Genomic DNA, 15,769 nt, shown 5'->3' with positions numbered 1-15,769 from the left:
GGGCTTGTGCGGGTGTGGGGAGGATTCACCCACACAAGCGCCACGTTATTGGGTTTGATCTTTTTGTTATAACTGTTGTTATAGCCCTTGCTCTTTCGCCATCTTCATAGCGATCTGCGGCGCATTCCAAAGTGACGGTAACAGTATTAATGACACTGGAACGGCCGTAATAACGATGAAGGATTGCAGGGCTGATATACCGCCAGAGCCAAGTGAGATGAGAATCAACGCCGTGATACCCATAGCCACGCCCCAGAAGGTACGAATAATCGCGTTTGGTTCTGTCTCACCACTGATCACCACACTGATGGTGTACGTCATTGAGTCACCGGTGGTAACGATGAAGATGGTGGTCAAAATCAAGAACAAGATGGAAACCAACATTGGCATCGGCAGTTGTTGAGTCACTGCGAGTAACGCGCCCGGTAAGTTGAAGCCCTCAAATGCCGCGCTCACACTGCCCGGATTGGCAATTTCAAACGCTAGGCCAGAGCCACCAACAATGGTGAACCAAAAACACGTGGTAAGCGGAGCAACAATGCTGATCGTCGAGATGATTTGACGAATACTGCGACCACGAGAGATACGTGCAATGAAGATTGCCATCATCGGTCCGTAGCCCAAGAACCAGCCCCAGAAGAATACTGTCCACCAGCTCAGCCAACCTTCATCACCACGGTAAGTTGCCATTGGGATAAAGTTATCCAGCATGGTACCTACGCCTTGAATATAACCATTGAAGATAAAATCTGTTGGACCAAATAGAAGGATATAAACCATCAACACTAACGCGAGAATCACGTTGTAGCGGCTCAGCATTTGCATGCCGCGGTTTAAGCCACTTAAAGCTGATACGGTGTACAACACAATCGCAAATAAGATGATGATCAACTGTGTGGTAAAGCCATCAGGGATATCAAACAGTGCATTTAACGCGTAGCTAACCTGTAAACCTAGGAACCCAATCGGACCAATGGTTCCAGCCGCTACGGCGATGATGCAACATGCGTCAATCATCGCACCCGTTTGACCTTTTAGCGCTCGCTCACCCAGCACTGGATAAAGCAAGATGCGAGGTTTTAACGGCAGTCCTTTATCGTAGTGTAAATGCATAACCACGATAGACGTTAAGCTGCCAACAATAGCCCACGCGAGAAAACCCCAGTGCATAAACGACTGTGACAACGCATTAATGGCACCTTGCTGAGGATTGTCTTGCGGACCATACAAAGGTGGAGGACTCACGTAGTGCGCGATAGGCTCTGCCGCCGCCCAAAATACGCCGCCGCCAGCTAAAAGCGTACAGAAGATGATTGCCATCCAACGAAAACCATCCATTTCAGGCTTCGTTGTTCCGCCTAAAATCACCTTGCCTGTTCGCCCTGCAGCCAAGCCAAGACCAATAAGAAAAGTGAGAAGAAGCAGTATCTGCCAGTACGGACCGAAGACTTTTACTGACCACGCAAATCCCGTATTAACTAACGTTGATAGCAACTCTCCATCATAAAGCGCGATAGCGACGAACAAGGCAATAAAGCCACCGCTATACCAAAGTGCCGGGTTACTTAACCCTAACTTATCCGGTGAATTTTCCGTTGCTGAAGTGTCGTTGTGTTTTGCTTGGTGCTTCTTTGATGACACGCTCATCGTTGAAGCTTTCATGCTATTGGTTAGATCAGACATACTCTGACTCCAGAGGTTTATTGCAGCTGCCATAACGGCTACAAAAAGTGACTTTAACACTCGCCTTGTTATTATTTTTTGAGCGAGCTATTCCATGTTTATTTGGGTTACGACCTAGCTCGCCTCCAGCCCTTCTTTAAGGAAGTTAAACCAGTTCTCACCCAGGATTTTTCCTGCCTCGGATTCACTGAACCCATGACACATTAAGCCGTTGTAAATGTTCTCCATCCCTTTACTGCCACTAAACCAAGGCAACGCATCAGGCCAACCAGAGTTGTTTGCTGAGCCTTCGCCATAATCCATTGCTTTCGACCAACGACCGTTGCGCATCCACTCAAGCACTTGCTGTGGTTGGTTTAAACAAAGGTCACTGCCGATGCCTAAATGATCCACACCGAACAGGTCAGCCGTTTTCGCGACCATTTGGCAGAAATCCTCTAGCGTGCATTGGCTTCCGTTTGGAAGATGGAATGGGTAAAGACTAAAGCCAATCAAGCCGCCACGTTCGGTGAGCGCTTTAATGACGTTGTTCGATTTGTTGCGCAGAGCATCATGAGCAAACGTTGGGTTCGCGTGACTAATACAAATGGGACGTGAAGAAAGGTCAATCGCTTCCAACGTTGAGCGCTCAGCGCTGTGGGACATATCGATGATCATCCCGACACGGTTCATCTCTTCGATGGCTTGTTTACCAAAACGCGTGACACCAGAGTCGTTCTGCTCATAGCACCCTGTCGCCAGCAAGCTTTGGTTGTTATAGGTCAGCTGCATAATCAGCAAACCTTGACGACGCATGACTTCTATTAAGCCGATTTCATCGTCAATTGGGGAGCAATTCTGCGCACCAAAAAAGACGCCAACCTTACCTTCTGCCTTTGCTTTCTCGACGTCAGCCATCGAGTAAATAGGCATAATCAGGTCTGCATTTTGTTCGAACCTCAGGTTCCATTCGGCAAAGCGAGTTAAGGTCTCGCGTGCATTTTCGTGATAAACGATCGTTGCATGCACAGCCGTAATACCGCTCGCCTTCAGCGTTTGGAAGTATTCTCGATCCCAATTGCAGTACTGCAATCCATCAATCACAATCCGTTGTTGGTACATAACCACTCCTTAAACGTTAATAAGACTTTAAGGTTGGGCAGCGGAATCCTCGACTGCCCTATATCCACTTAGTAAGGACGTTGATAAGCGGTTTTCACCACGGTGTAGAATTCTTTTGCGTATTGACCTTGCTCGCGTGGACCAAAGCTCGACTCTTTACGACCACCAAACGGCACGTGATAATCCGTTCCTGCGGTTGGTAGGTTGACCATGACACAGCCAGTTTGAACTTGTTGTTTGAAGATGGCGCTATTACGAAGGCTTTGCGTGATGATGCCGCCCGTCAAGCCAAAGCGAGTATCGTTTGCTACTGCAATGGCTTCATCCAAGTCAGAAACTCGAATCACGCTTGCCATTGGCGCAAACACTTCTTCTTGGTTCACTTCCCAACTGTTTTGCGTATTGAGGAAAAGGGTTGGTGACATGTAGAAACCGTCATGTTCTAAGTTCAAACGCTCGCCACCGAACGCTAACTCCGCACCACTTTGACGTGCTTTCTCGATCCATTCGAAGTTGGCATTCAATTGGTTTCCATCCACAACGGGTCCCATGAAAACGCCGTCTTCTAAAGCGTGACCGATTTTAAGCTCACTCATTCGTTTGATCAGTGCTTCAACGTAGGCATCGTGAATACCATCCATGACGACAAGGCGAGAAGACGCGGTACACTTCTGACCTGCACCAGAGAAAGAGCCTGCAATGGTTGCTTCAACTGCGATTTGAATGTCTGCATCATCGGCAACCACAAGTGCGTTCTTACTGCCCATCTCTAACTGGCAGCGCACAAAATTCGGTGCCGTTGCTGCCGCTACTTTGCGTCCGGTATCAACAGAGCCAGTAAAGCTCACACCATTTACGTCTTTCGAGTTGATAAGCGTGTTACCCACTTGCGAACCACTGCCCAACACAAGGTTGAACGTGCCTGCTGGTAATCCTTGACGATGAATAATCTCAGTCAGTGCAACCGCACTAGCAGGTGTTAGGTTAGCGGGCTTCCATACTACGCTGTTGCCGAACGCAAGCGCTGGCGCGATTTTCCATGCAGCCGTAGCGGTTGGGAAGTTCCAAGGAGAGATAATGGCGATAACGCCGACGGCTTCACGAGTGACCTCAACGGAAACGCCTGGACGGACAGAAGCTGCGTTATCGCCAATTTGACGCAGCACTTCCGCTGCGAAATATTGGAAGAATTGACCTGCACGGTATATTTCACCGCGACCTTCAGCAAAAGGTTTTCCCTCTTCACGTGAAAGCAACGTACCAAGCTCATCACAACGAGCAATCAGCTCATCGCCAATCGCCTGTAATACCGCTTGTTTACGCTCAATTGGCGTTTTTTCCCATTCTGGCTGTGTGACTTTGGCTGCTTGAATGGCTTGCTCTACTTGGCCTTCACTCGCCTGAGCAAAATCGCCTAAGTTCTCACTGATGTCTGAAGGGTTAATGTTCGCAATCGTATTAATGCCAGATTGCCATTCGCCTGCAATGTAGAGAGATTTCTCTGCTTGAACATTATTGATAATAGTCATTGCTCTGTCCTTATTCTTCCTGACGTCTGGTGATCGCCACCAGCCCACTGATCTCACTGACAAAGCCCGGTGATGAGGCTTTGATTATTATTCTTTACTCTGGCTGACTCGCTGATGCGTAAACCACAAACTCCACCAGCATCTCTTCACGAGCTAGTCCCGCCACGACCATAGCGGCGCGATTAGGGTAAGGCGCTTCAAAATACTCAGCGTAGACTTGGTTAACCGTTTTTAAGTACTCACGATCCGTCACATAAATCAGCACCTGCAGAACGGAATCTAAAGACTCCCCTGCACACTCCAACGTGTGAACGAGATTATTAAAGGTTTGACGAGTTTGGGCTTCGATACCGCCTTCCACGACAGCTCCGGTATCATCAATCGGGATTTGCGCGGTGTATAAAGTGCCATTGTTAACAATTGCCCATTCCAGCGGCGCTTTAGAGGCAAACAATGCGGTTTTGACTGGGTATTTTTTCGTAGAAGTATTCACGTGCCTTTCAACCTTTGTAACAACCTTGTTTCAAGATGGTTAAATACTGCACATTGACAGGCGATAAATCGAACGGTAAATTTTTTACATTTGATAAGAAAAATCTATCACCTTATTAAAACTAAGGTAAATAAAGGGATTGCAGAGGTTTCGCCATGAGTATCAAGCTTCAACAATTAAAGCATTTTGTGATGGTGGTCGAGGAAGGTGGTTTTAGAGCGGCGTCACATCGAGCGAATCGTTCCCAGGCTGCGCTGTCAACGTCAATCAAAGAACTGGAAAAAATACTCGGTCAAACCCTATTTGAGCCGGGCAATAAATCCAAACTCACTCCATTCGGTGAGATCTGCCTGCCTAAGGTCATTCAGTTTCTCAACATCTATAACGCCCTTGATAACGATCTAAAAGCCGCCGCCGCAGGGCAACAAGGTCGAGTACGCATCGCCAGTGTTCCTTCTGTTGCAGCCAAGTTGATTCCTAGTGTGCTCGGCGCATTCTGCGAACAGCACCCAAACGTAGAAGTCAGCTTGATTGATGATAACGCCGCTGGGGTTGAAGCACGCTTGTTATCAGGCGAAGTAGATTTGGCGTTAGGTAACCCATCACATTTAGACGAAGGCGGTATCGAGTTTACCCCGTTAATCTCTGACCCCATTGGTGTGGTGTGTTTGAAGGATAACCCTATTGCTCAGCATCCAGAAGGAATCGAGTGGCAAACGCTGTTGGAACAACCTTTTATTCGAAACGGAACTTGCACCCTACTCGATCCCACGCCTGCGCGCGCGCTAAGTGAACAAGCTTTGTATTCCGTGGAAAACATCACGTCTTTGTTCTCCGTTCTTGAGCTTGGTATTGGTGTCACCACCTTGCCAAAATTAGCGTTCCCAACCAACGAAACTCGACTGGTTTGGATCCCGCTTATCGATCCGCCATTGGAAAGACAAGTAGGTATCTTTACTCTGACGGATAGAACCATCTCCCCTCAGGCAAAAGCATTTCATGATTTGTGCATTCACTACTTGAACTACCAAGAAGAAGTCGAAACTGCATAGGCATAAAAAAGCCCCTGACACGTTAAGCATCAGGGGCTTTTTGAAATTTCATGCATCAGAACACGTTACTTTCTGCGCTTGTAAACCACACAGAAGTTGCCACGCTTGGTGCGACACTTAGAGCAACGTTCGCAGTCCACTTCAGCGCGGTTACCGTCTTTCCAGCGCTTGATCAATTGTGGCTCAGCCAATAACGGACGAGAAAGCGCGAAGAACTGAATCTTGGTGTTTTCAGCCAAGTCTTCGATCGCACAGAAGTCGTTTAAGCCACCTACGGTAATCACAGGTACATTCACATCTTGGCTGATCACTTGACCGTATTCATGGAAGTAGCCTTCTTCTTGTAGCATGTAACCGTCGAACGATTTACCTACCATGGTGCTTGTGTTGCCGTGAATGTTACCCGATACAATGATCGCATCCACGCCCACTTCTTCTAGCTTCTTACAAACAATGCGCGTTTCATCGAACGTCAAACCGCCATCGAAGAACTCCGTTGCTGTCAGCTTCACTAGAATTGGGAAATCATCACCAACTAGCTTGCGTGTTTCGGCATAGATCTCCATAAGGAAACGCATGCGGTTCTCAAGGCTGCCACCGTATTGGTCTTCGCGACGGTTGTAGTATGGGCTTAAGAACTGGTTGATTAGGTACGTGTGCGCCGCGTGGATTTCTACACCATCAAAGCCAGAATCTTGTGCACGCTTGCTCGCTAGCGCAAATGCTTTAACGATGTAGTCAATCTCATCTTGAGTCATCGCTTTGCCTTCCGTTTTGGTGCCGCGTTCTGGCACTTCACTTGGGGCAAAAATCACACGCTCGCCAACGTTGAAGGTCGTTTTTGTGCCGCCGTAAGCGATCTGCATAACAATCTTAGCGTCATGTTCGTGGACAAGATCAGTCAGCTTTTTGTATTCATCGATGAAAGAGTCGTTGTAGATCCCCATCATGCCTGCGTTCGGCTTCTCTTCTTCTACGATGTTTGCGTAGCCAGTAACGATCAGGCCCACTTCACCTTTGGCAAGTTCTTCATAAATGTCGTACAACTTCTCGGTCATGTGACCGTCTTCTGTCGCCATATTTTCCCACGTTGCACTACGTACAAAGCGGTTCTTTAGTGTCATGTTGCCAATGCGGGCTTCTGAAAACAAAATGCTCAAGTCCAGTCCTCTTATAATCTGTCTTTTTAGTTCTATACATCACTACCGAACAGGAACGAAAAAGGAACAGCGATACACAAAGCATGGCTGTTCCTTCTCTGAATTTCTGTTCAGTGCGATGAGCGACGCGAACCTTACCGCCGAAACTGCGGCAAAACTTTAATCTGGATTAAGATTTGGTGAGATAGATCACCGATTCCGCATTCATTGGTTTTGTTCTCATCACTACTACTGATGTCATCAATCATTAACTCAGATTTACTTTCCTTTAATGAATAAACGGCAGTGGAATCAACTCTAAACCAAGCACGCCGCTGATGCTCATTACGACCAATAACGACAGCTTAAACACCGCTTTGGACCATTGGATATAGTTGTTGTAATTCACTTTTTGGAATGTCACCCGCGTCCACATAAAGCACACTGCTGCCGAGACTGCTAAATACTCGTACCCAGCTTCACCCAACATAAACAGCCCGATAGCAACCACACCAAAAGCAACCACGTACGCTTTCATATGCTGATGCGCTTTAGCAATCCCCTCTTTAACGGGAAGAACAGGAATTCCTGCATCGCGATAATCTTGCATACGGAACATAGCAATCGCGTAAGAGTGAGGCATCTGCCAAAGACAAAACATAATGAAGAGTAAAATCGCTTCTAAGCTGATGTAGTTCGTCACCGCAAGGTAGCCCACCAACGGAGGAACCGCACCAGAAATGCTGCCGACTAAGGTGCCGTAGACCGAATTTCGCTTGTACCACATGGTGTAGAAGAAGACGTAAAACACGTAACCCAAGAGTACAACCACAGCCGAAAGCGGATTCACCAGCTGGAACAATAACGCAGTGCCGTTAAGCAGCAATACCAAAGCGTAAACAAACGCCGCGTCGATGTTGATGTTTCCCATCACCAATTCACGGTTTTGCGTGCGCTTCATTTTTTGGTCGATATCGCGGTCGAAGATGTTGTTCACCACGCATCCTGATGCAATCACAAGCCCCACACCAACTAACGTTGTCAGCAACAACAGAAAGTTAGCGGGTTCTGATTTTGCGGCGAGGAAGAACCCCGCCGCAACAGAAATCAGGTTGCCGAAAATGATGCCCGGTTTAGTAATAGACAAATAACTTTTCAGCATACCCTAGCCTACAACTTCATGTTGACGTTCATGTTGTAGATGATCCAGATCGATCCAGCGATCAGAATCAACACAACAATGGCGGTAAACATCAGTGACACCACGTTCCACTGACCTTCAGACGTTTTCACTTCCATGTGCAGGAAGTACTTAAAGTGCACGAAGATCTGCACAATCGCACAACCAAATAACACGGCATAAGTCGCAGTATCTGGCAGCACTTGCGCCCACACACAGTAGAAAGGAATCACGGTCAGGATCAGAGACGCAATAAAGCCTTTTACGTAATCAGAGGCACCTGTATCTAGATGTTGTTCCATTACATAACCCCCAACAAGTAAACAATGGTGAATACACAAATCCAAACGATGTCTAGGAAGTGCCAGAACAAGCTCAAGCACTGGAATCGCATCGACATGTTATCGTTCAAGCCTTTGGTGGACAGTTGGTGGTAGCACACGGCTAGCCAGATCAAACCAAAGGTTACGTGCAAACCGTGTGTTCCGACCAAAGTGAAGAACGCAGATAGAAACGCACTTTCTTGTGGACCATAGCCTTCAACAATCAGGTGATGGAACTCATACACTTCCATCCCGATAAAGCCGGCACCAAGTAAGAAGGTCACTTTTAACCAACGCTTTAACCCTGCAACGTCTTTGCGCTTCATCGCAATCATGCCGAAGCCAAACGTGATACTGCTGAATAGCAGCAACATGGTTTCTACAAACACGAAAGGCAGTTCGAAAATGTCTTTACCGGTTGGACCCGCAATAGAGCCGCTTTCTAGTACTGCGTAAGTCGCGAACAAAGTCGCAAACAATACACAGTCACTCATTAGGTAAATCCAGAAACCAAACAGCTTAATGCCAGCAGAATCATGGTGATGATCGTGGTCGTGAACCGCAACATTAGCTTGCATAAGTCACCTCCAGATCGTCTTTCTTATCGTTGTCTTTCACTTCGTTTTTCTTCGCTTCTTCAAGTTGAGCTCGACGCTCCGCTTCAATCGCTTTGATTTCTTCTACTTCAACGTAGTAATCCACGTCGTCGTTGTAGCTGTGTTGGATACACGTCACGATGATGCCAACAAAGCTTGCTGCTGCTAGCCACCAGATGTACCAGATCATCGCGAAGCCAAACACCAACGCCCATGCAGAAACATAAATACCTGTTGGTGTGTTCTTCGGCATGTGAATACGTTCGTATTCCACTTCTTTGGTTGGATCGAATTCGCCACTCTGCTTTTGGTACCAGAACGCGTCTAGCTCATCGCCTTTTGGTAGGTGTGCAAAGTTGTAGAACGGCGGTGGTGAAGACGTAGCCCACTCAAAGGTACGCCCGCCCCATGGGTCACCCGTTAGGTCACGGTTTTGCTCGCGGTCACGAACACTCACGTAGATTTGAATGAACTGACAAGCCACGCCAAGCGCAATCACTGCTGTACCCGCTGCAGCAACTGCCAACAGTGGGAAGTACTCTGGGTTAAGGTCTTGGCTTAGACGACGCGTCATGCCCATAAAGCCCAGTGCATAAAGCGGTAGGAACGCCATTAGGAAACCAACAATCCAGCAAATGAATGCACGTTTGCCCCATGTTTCGTTCATGGTGAAACCTGTCGCTTTCGGGAACCAGTAAGTGATCGCCGCGAAACAACCGAATACCACACCACCAATGATTACGTTATGGAAGTGCGCAATCAGGAACACGGAGTTGTGCAGAACAAAGTCCGCGCCCGGAACCGCCATTAGTACGCCCGTCATACCACCTACAGAGAAGGTAATCAGGAAGCCAACTGTCCACATCATCGGCGTGGTAAAGCGGATACGCCCTTTGTACATGGTGAATAGCCAGTTGAAGATCTTCACCCCGGTCGGGATAGAGATAATCATGGTGGCGATGCCGAAAAACGCATTCACATTCGCACCTGAGCCCATGGTGAAGAAGTGATGCAGCCAAACGACGAACGCCAAAATCGTAATTACGATGGTCGCCCATACTAGCGAGGTGTAACCAAACAGCTTCTTGCGTGAGAAGGTTGCCGTTACCTCAGAGAACACACCAAAAATAGGCAAGATCAGGATGTACACTTCTGGGTGACCCCATGCCCAAATCAAGTTCACGTACATCATTACGTTGCCACCAAGATCATTGGTGAAGAAGTGCGTACCGATGTAGCGATCCAACGTCAGTAGCGCGATGGTTACGGTTAGGATTGGGAATGAAATAATGATTAGGATGTTGGCACACAGGGAAGCCCACGTGAACACTGGCATCTTCATCATTGGCATAGACGGCGTACGCATGCGCAAAATAGTTGCAAAGAAGTTCACGCCCGTCAGCGTGGTACCGACACCAGATATTTGCAGCGCCCATATCCAATAATCCACCCCAACTCCGGGGCTTGCCTCAATACCAGACAGCGGCGGATACGCCAACCAACCAGTACGACCAAACTCACCTAAGCCAAGTGACATGTTGGTGAGGATCACGCCCACAACAAAAAGCCAGAAACTCAGGTTGTTTAAGTAAGGAAATGCCACATCGCGCGCACCAATTTGCAGAGGTACGATGATGTTCATCAAACCAATCACCAACGGCATCGCCACGAAGAAAATCATGATTACGCCATGGGCAGTAAAGATTTGATCGTAGTGATGTGGTGGTAAATAACCGCTCTCGCCTGCCGCAGAAAGCAGTTGTTGGCTACGCATCATGACCGCATCTGCAAAGCCACGAATCAACATCACCATTGCCACGGCGATGTACATAAAGCCTAGTTTTTTGTGGTCTACCGAAGTAAACCATTCATTCCATAAGTATTGCCACTTACCCGCTTTGGTTATCGCCGCAACGACAGCCAAACCAACGATCGCGATCACCGCTAGAGTGACGACGATAATCGGCTCGTGATAAGGGATTGATTCAAGTGTTAATCTTCCAAACATTGCGATTATCCTAGATTTTCCGGCAAACAGTTCATTGAACCCGGATGCTGGGTCACGACGTCGGTGAACAAAAATGGTGGAATACTAGAGAACATCTTCACAGGCTCCGCCACCGTAGGTGATGCAAGCGCACGGAATTGCTCCCAGTCTTCGATTCGATCAGGGCTGGCTTTCACTTGCTGTACCCAATCCAGGAATGCAGTGCGATCTTCCATTGCTGCTGCGGTAAATTTCATTTGCGAGAAACCCTTACCGCTGTAGTTAGAAGCAAAGCCTTTGTAATCCCCAGTGTGGTTAGCAATCAGATTCAACTTGGTCACCATGCCTGGCATCGCGTAAATCTGAGTACCGAGACGCGGGATAAAAAACGCGTTCATGATGTTGTCTGAGGTTAGTTTGAACTGAACCGGAACATCTTTCGGAAACGCCACGTAGTTCACTGTCGCAATGTTCTCTTCTGGGTAGATGAACAGCCATTTCCAGTCGAGTGACACCACCTCAATGGTGATGGGTTTGACGTCACTTGCGATGGGCTTGGATGGCTCTAACTCGTGAGTAGAACGCCAAGTGATGGTTGCCAGAATCGCGATGATGATGATTGGAATCGTCCACACCACCACTTCGATCTTGGTCGAGTGCGCCCACTCTGGAGCGTATTCCTCGCCAGTGTTCGACTCTCGGTAGCGGTAAGCAAAATAGATTGTCATTAAAATCACGGGGATCACGACAATCAGCATCAGTAAAAGCGCTGTAATGATCAGTTCTTTTTCCTGAACGCCAATACTACCTTTCGGGTCAAGTAGAGCAGAGTTACACCCTGAAAGCATAAGAATGGTTCCTGCCAAACTTATCCTCGCTAAGATGCGTTTGTATCTTGAAGCTTCCATTAACTTTCTCGATGGTTAGCCAACAACAGAGCAAGCCCTGCGATTGGTTGTCTTGGTCATTAGAATATTTTTGTGTTGAGCTTGTGCAGCAATGGACTTCTTGGTGGGAGGTATCAAGTTGCTTGATGGTTAAAACCACACTCACAACGTGAGTTTATTGTTACACTTTGAAATACATTGTTACATTCGAGCGCATTATGCGGAGGGAAAAAGGAAAGCTCATTAGCCACAGATGGAAACTAACGTTCCATTTATGAAAGCTTATATTGATATAGGAATAGCAAAACAGGTGCACAACATTAACGTACTACAGCGCATATTCTTTTCTTTACAGTAACTTAAGCAATGTAAACGAGAAGAGTAATCAGTTGCGTATTCGGCACGAGAGTGTGAGCTACATTAGAAAGTGCGAATTAAGGAAAGCGTGATCAGTATCATAGTTATGAATTCACATACTATTTACATGGCATTTCAAATTTCAATCACTGACAACGACATGACATTTACGAGATCTATGTTTTAGCAAGTAACGGGGAAACCGCCCACTGAACTGTTAAGTCAATTTAACACTAAGTAGCGACGTCTTTATCTTGAGAACATTTCATTCTGTACATTTAAATTTGTGAGTTCATTCGAGGCTAGGAAGCTAACAGTCTTTGTTGGGCTTACGATGAGTTTATTGTTTGATTACGGTGAAAAATCAGGCATTACGGTCATGTCCAAACTTCTTATTATAACGTTTAATTACGTCATCATTTTTTCTTTTACAGTGTGGTTCTGGTCTGATGCAGACGACTCGACTAAAACTGGTTTGTTTTATTTCGTGTTCGGAATGTCATTCTTCCAAAATGCTTATTACACACACAAAATTGAGATACTCAAAAACAAGAAAGAGCCGTAATCGGCTCTTTCTTCACATTCTCATCCCGCCATCCACTTCGAGCACTCGCCCTGTGAAGTAGTCGTTTTCAAGAATGTATTTCACAGCATGAGCAATCTCACTCGTCTCCCCCATCCTACCGACGGGTATCATCTTTTGCAGCCGGTCTATGGCTTCTGGTTTCATTTGATCTGCCATTGCCGTTTTGACGACCCCGGGCGCAATAGCCGCAGAGCGAATACCATATCTGGCGAGTTCTCTTGCCCATGTTGTTGCCATGGTTGCGCCGGCAGCTTTCGATGCAGAGTAATTCGTTTGCCCAATATTGCCTGCTCCCGCCACGCTGGAGATATTAATGATGGCCCCCTTCGAGCCACTCTCGATCATTTTGACTGCCGCTTCTCGACCACACAAGAAGGTGCCTGTGACATTCACGTTCATCACTAGGTTAAACTGCTCAAGCGACATCTTGGTGATCTTTCCGTCTTTGGCTTTGACTAATAACCCATCTCGCAGAACGCCTGCGTTATTAACTAAGCCGTTTAGCTGCCCAAAGTCTTGAAGAATCTCATTAAAGGTATCTTCCACTTCAGATTCATTGGTGACATCAAGTCGATAGATCAATGCTTTGGCACTGAGCATCCGGCATTGTTCTTGGGTATTCAGCAGTCCCGTTTCGTTAACATCAAGCAATGCTAAATCTGCGCCCGCTTGAGCAAGGCTGACTGCCATCATCTGCCCTAACCCTTGCCCCGCACCTGTGATTGCAATGACACTGTTTTTTAAATCCATATCTGTACTCCATTACTGGATGACTTCTATGCTTAAACGCCTATAAGGAATCTTGCTTTTAGCCCTTCTGGTTCTTATAGAATTCAAATAAGCTAGAGAAATCGAGTTCGGCATGACCTGCTGCGTTATGGAATGCATAAAGGTTACGAGCCAAAGAGCCCATCGGAACAGAAGAGTTGGTTTGCAGCGCCGCATCCAAGCCTAGGCCAAGATCTTTGAGCATCAACTTGCTCATAAAGCCGGGATTGTATTGATTACTCGCTGGCGCAGAGTCAATCACGCCTGGGCATGGGTTATAGAGCTCCAGCGCCCAGTTTCGACCAGAGCTTTGCAGCATGATGTTGGATAAGACTTTCGGGTCGAGACCATGGTCAATGCCGAGATTGAGCGCCTCACAGGTTCCCGACATCAAGATACCCAACATCAGGTTATTACAGATTTTTGCCATCTGACCATCGCCCGCTTTACCAGCGTGGAACACGTTCTTACCCATGTATTGCAAGATCGCATTGGCTTTAGAGAACGCCTCATCCGAGCCACCTACAATAAAGGTCAGCGTTGCTGCTTTTGCGCCTGCTACACCACCAGAGACGGGAGAATCGACAAACAACAATCGTTTGTTCTGAGCTTCGTTCGCCACCAAGCGTGCGGAATCTGGATCAATGGTCGAGCAGTCAATCAGCAATGCGTTGTCCTGCACAATGTTGAGCAAACCAACACCACCGTGTAAATCCCCCAAATACACCGCGCGCACGTGTGCACCCGCTGGTAGCATGGTAATGACCGTTCCTGCGCCATCTACGGCTTCTTCTAACGTGCTAGCAACCACCGCGCCAAACGGTTCAAGTTGCTTCGCCGCGTTCACATCCACATCGAACACTTGCACGTGAAACCCTGACGCCAATAGGTTTTGTGCCATTGGACTGCCCATGTTGCCCAAGCCAATAAATGCAATGGTACTCATGTTGTTTCTCCTTATTTTCCTAGCTGTGCAAGTGGATGTTCCTCTTCTAACCAAAGAGAAGTGAACAAGGTATCGATGACGCTCTCATCGACTTCACTGACGCTATTAAACATCCATTTGGGATTGCCATCTTTATCAACTAATCGAGAGCGCACGCCCTCTTCAAACTCACCAAGTAATGCGCTGCGAACTGACAAGGTTAGCTCTAGACGGAAACAATCCGCCAATGACAAACGATGGTACTCTTTGACTTGTCTAAAACAGATATGTGCGGTGATCGGACTGCCCGCAACAAACGATTTTTGTGCGTTCTCAAGCCATTGGGTGTCGCCTTCCATTGCTTGAATACGTTGGGCAATCTGATTTAAGTCATAGCCTTTGCAGGCTTCTTTAATTTGGTCGAGATAAGGGCAAATCTGAGTTGTCGGCTTGCTGTCGATGACTTGATCTTCCATCAATTGAAGTAACGCACTGACAAGCGATTTGGCATCGGCAGAGCTCCAATCGACTTGTTTCAGCTCTTCAAGCAGCGCCGGATATTGCTCTTCCAGCAGCAACCATTCCGCCAACCCTATAGTGACAGCGTCACTTGAATTTACCATTGCGCCAGTTAGACCAAGGAACAAACCTACCTCTGGGTCGATTTGACTTAAGAACCAAGTACCACCTACGTCTGGGTAAAGCCCGATATTGATCTCTGGCATCGCGAGACGAGATTTAGGCGTGACGACTCTGTGGCTGGTACCCATAAATAAGCCCATGCCACCGCCCATCACAATGCCCTCTCCCCAGCCAATGATTGGCTTTTTGTAGGTATGAATTAGGTAATCACATTCGTATTCGAGCGAGAAGTAGTTAGAACAGAACTCGGCAGTCTCCTCTTTGCTTTTTTCGTGCATGACGTGGTACATGGTTCGTACATCGCCCCCTGCACAAAACGCTTTTTCACCCGCTCCATTGAGGATGACACACACCAAATCAGGGTCATCTTGCCATTCGATAAGTTGGTCGTTGAGCTCTGCCAACATGTCGTAAGTCAACGCATTCAAAGAAGCCGTGTTGTCTAACGTCGCGATACCAATTCGGTGCACGCCGTCTAAGCAATCTATTTCGCTAATGGTTACTTTCCCTGTCATGCGACC

General features: G+C 47.3%; 14 protein-coding genes. 1 reads left to right on the top strand and 13 read right to left on the bottom strand.

Translation table 11 applies throughout. The features are described 5' to 3' along the window. Positions 1-78: 78 nt before the first annotated feature. From ATB78_RS09045 to ATB78_RS09030, 4 genes are all read right to left on the bottom strand, one after another. A complete protein-coding gene (locus tag ATB78_RS09045) occupies positions 79-1,683 on the bottom strand; it encodes a BCCT family transporter (RefSeq protein ID WP_061008446.1) in 1,605 nt (534 codons plus the stop codon). A 114-nt stretch (positions 1,684-1,797) separates the two neighbouring features. Continuing rightward, complete coding sequence (locus ATB78_RS09040) at positions 1,798-2,784, bottom strand: membrane dipeptidase (RefSeq protein ID WP_061008445.1); 987 nt, start codon at positions 2,782-2,784, stop codon at positions 1,798-1,800. 68 nt (positions 2,785-2,852) lie between these two features. Then, the gene (locus ATB78_RS09035; protein ID WP_061008444.1) at positions 2,853-4,313 is read right to left on the bottom strand and encodes an aldehyde dehydrogenase family protein; all 1,461 of its coding nucleotides are present in this window, start codon (positions 4,311-4,313) and stop codon (positions 2,853-2,855) included. 94 nt (positions 4,314-4,407) lie between these two features. After that, a complete protein-coding gene (locus ATB78_RS09030) occupies positions 4,408-4,806 on the bottom strand; it encodes a RidA family protein (protein ID WP_009704646.1) in 399 nt (132 codons plus the stop codon). 155 nt (positions 4,807-4,961) lie between these two features. On the opposite strand from ATB78_RS09030, the gene ATB78_RS09025 reads away from it, so the two are divergent. Next, positions 4,962-5,858, top strand: coding sequence for a LysR family transcriptional regulator (locus ATB78_RS09025; RefSeq protein WP_061008443.1), 897 nt, complete (start codon positions 4,962-4,964; stop codon positions 5,856-5,858). Between the two features lie 65 nt (positions 5,859-5,923). Here ATB78_RS09025 and ATB78_RS09020 read toward each other — a convergent pair whose 3' ends face one another. From ATB78_RS09020 to ATB78_RS08975, 9 genes are all read right to left on the bottom strand, one after another. Then, positions 5,924-7,018 carry an NADH:flavin oxidoreductase gene (locus ATB78_RS09020; RefSeq protein WP_061008442.1) on the bottom strand — a complete coding sequence of 365 codons (1,095 nt, stop codon included), beginning with the start codon at positions 7,016-7,018 and terminating at the stop codon, positions 5,924-5,926. 268 nt (positions 7,019-7,286) lie between these two features. Beyond that, positions 7,287-8,159: a heme o synthase gene (gene cyoE / locus ATB78_RS09015; RefSeq protein ID WP_061008441.1), complete on the bottom strand. Its 873-nt coding sequence runs from the start codon at positions 8,157-8,159 to the stop codon at positions 7,287-7,289. 8 nt (positions 8,160-8,167) lie between these two features. After that, positions 8,168-8,479: a cytochrome o ubiquinol oxidase subunit IV gene (cyoD, locus tag ATB78_RS09010; protein ID WP_005443825.1), complete on the bottom strand. Its 312-nt coding sequence runs from the start codon at positions 8,477-8,479 to the stop codon at positions 8,168-8,170. Further along, positions 8,479-9,078: a cytochrome o ubiquinol oxidase subunit III gene (cyoC, locus tag ATB78_RS09005; RefSeq protein WP_005451611.1), complete on the bottom strand. Its 600-nt coding sequence runs from the start codon at positions 9,076-9,078 to the stop codon at positions 8,479-8,481. Before cyoC ends, cyoD begins: the two co-directional genes overlap by 1 nt. Beyond that, positions 9,068-11,104 (bottom strand): cytochrome o ubiquinol oxidase subunit I, encoded by a 2,037-nt coding sequence (gene cyoB, locus ATB78_RS09000; RefSeq protein ID WP_053052311.1) that lies wholly within the window; start codon positions 11,102-11,104, stop codon positions 9,068-9,070. The genes cyoC and cyoB overlap by 11 nt, the downstream gene beginning before the upstream one ends. A 5-nt stretch (positions 11,105-11,109) precedes the next feature. Continuing rightward, entirely contained in the window at positions 11,110-11,991 is an 882-nt protein-coding gene (cyoA, locus tag ATB78_RS08995) for a ubiquinol oxidase subunit II (RefSeq protein ID WP_081096578.1), read from the bottom strand. A 913-nt stretch (positions 11,992-12,904) separates the two neighbouring features. Beyond that, the gene (locus tag ATB78_RS08985) at positions 12,905-13,663 is read right to left on the bottom strand and encodes an SDR family oxidoreductase (protein ID WP_061008438.1); all 759 of its coding nucleotides are present in this window, start codon (positions 13,661-13,663) and stop codon (positions 12,905-12,907) included. Between the two features lie 58 nt (positions 13,664-13,721). Then, positions 13,722-14,627, bottom strand: coding sequence for a 3-hydroxyisobutyrate dehydrogenase (gene mmsB / locus ATB78_RS08980; RefSeq protein ID WP_061008437.1), 906 nt, complete (start codon positions 14,625-14,627; stop codon positions 13,722-13,724). 11 nt (positions 14,628-14,638) lie between these two features. Further along, positions 14,639-15,763: an enoyl-CoA hydratase/isomerase family protein gene (locus ATB78_RS08975; protein WP_061008436.1), complete on the bottom strand. Its 1,125-nt coding sequence runs from the start codon at positions 15,761-15,763 to the stop codon at positions 14,639-14,641. Positions 15,764-15,769: the final 6 nt, after the last annotated feature.

Source organism: Vibrio sp. CUB2, assembly GCF_001557945.1.
GTDB lineage: Bacteria > Pseudomonadota > Gammaproteobacteria > Enterobacterales > Vibrionaceae > Vibrio > Vibrio owensii.
Note: the sequence above shows the minus strand (reverse complement) of the source record. Positions and strands in the feature narration are given on the sequence as shown.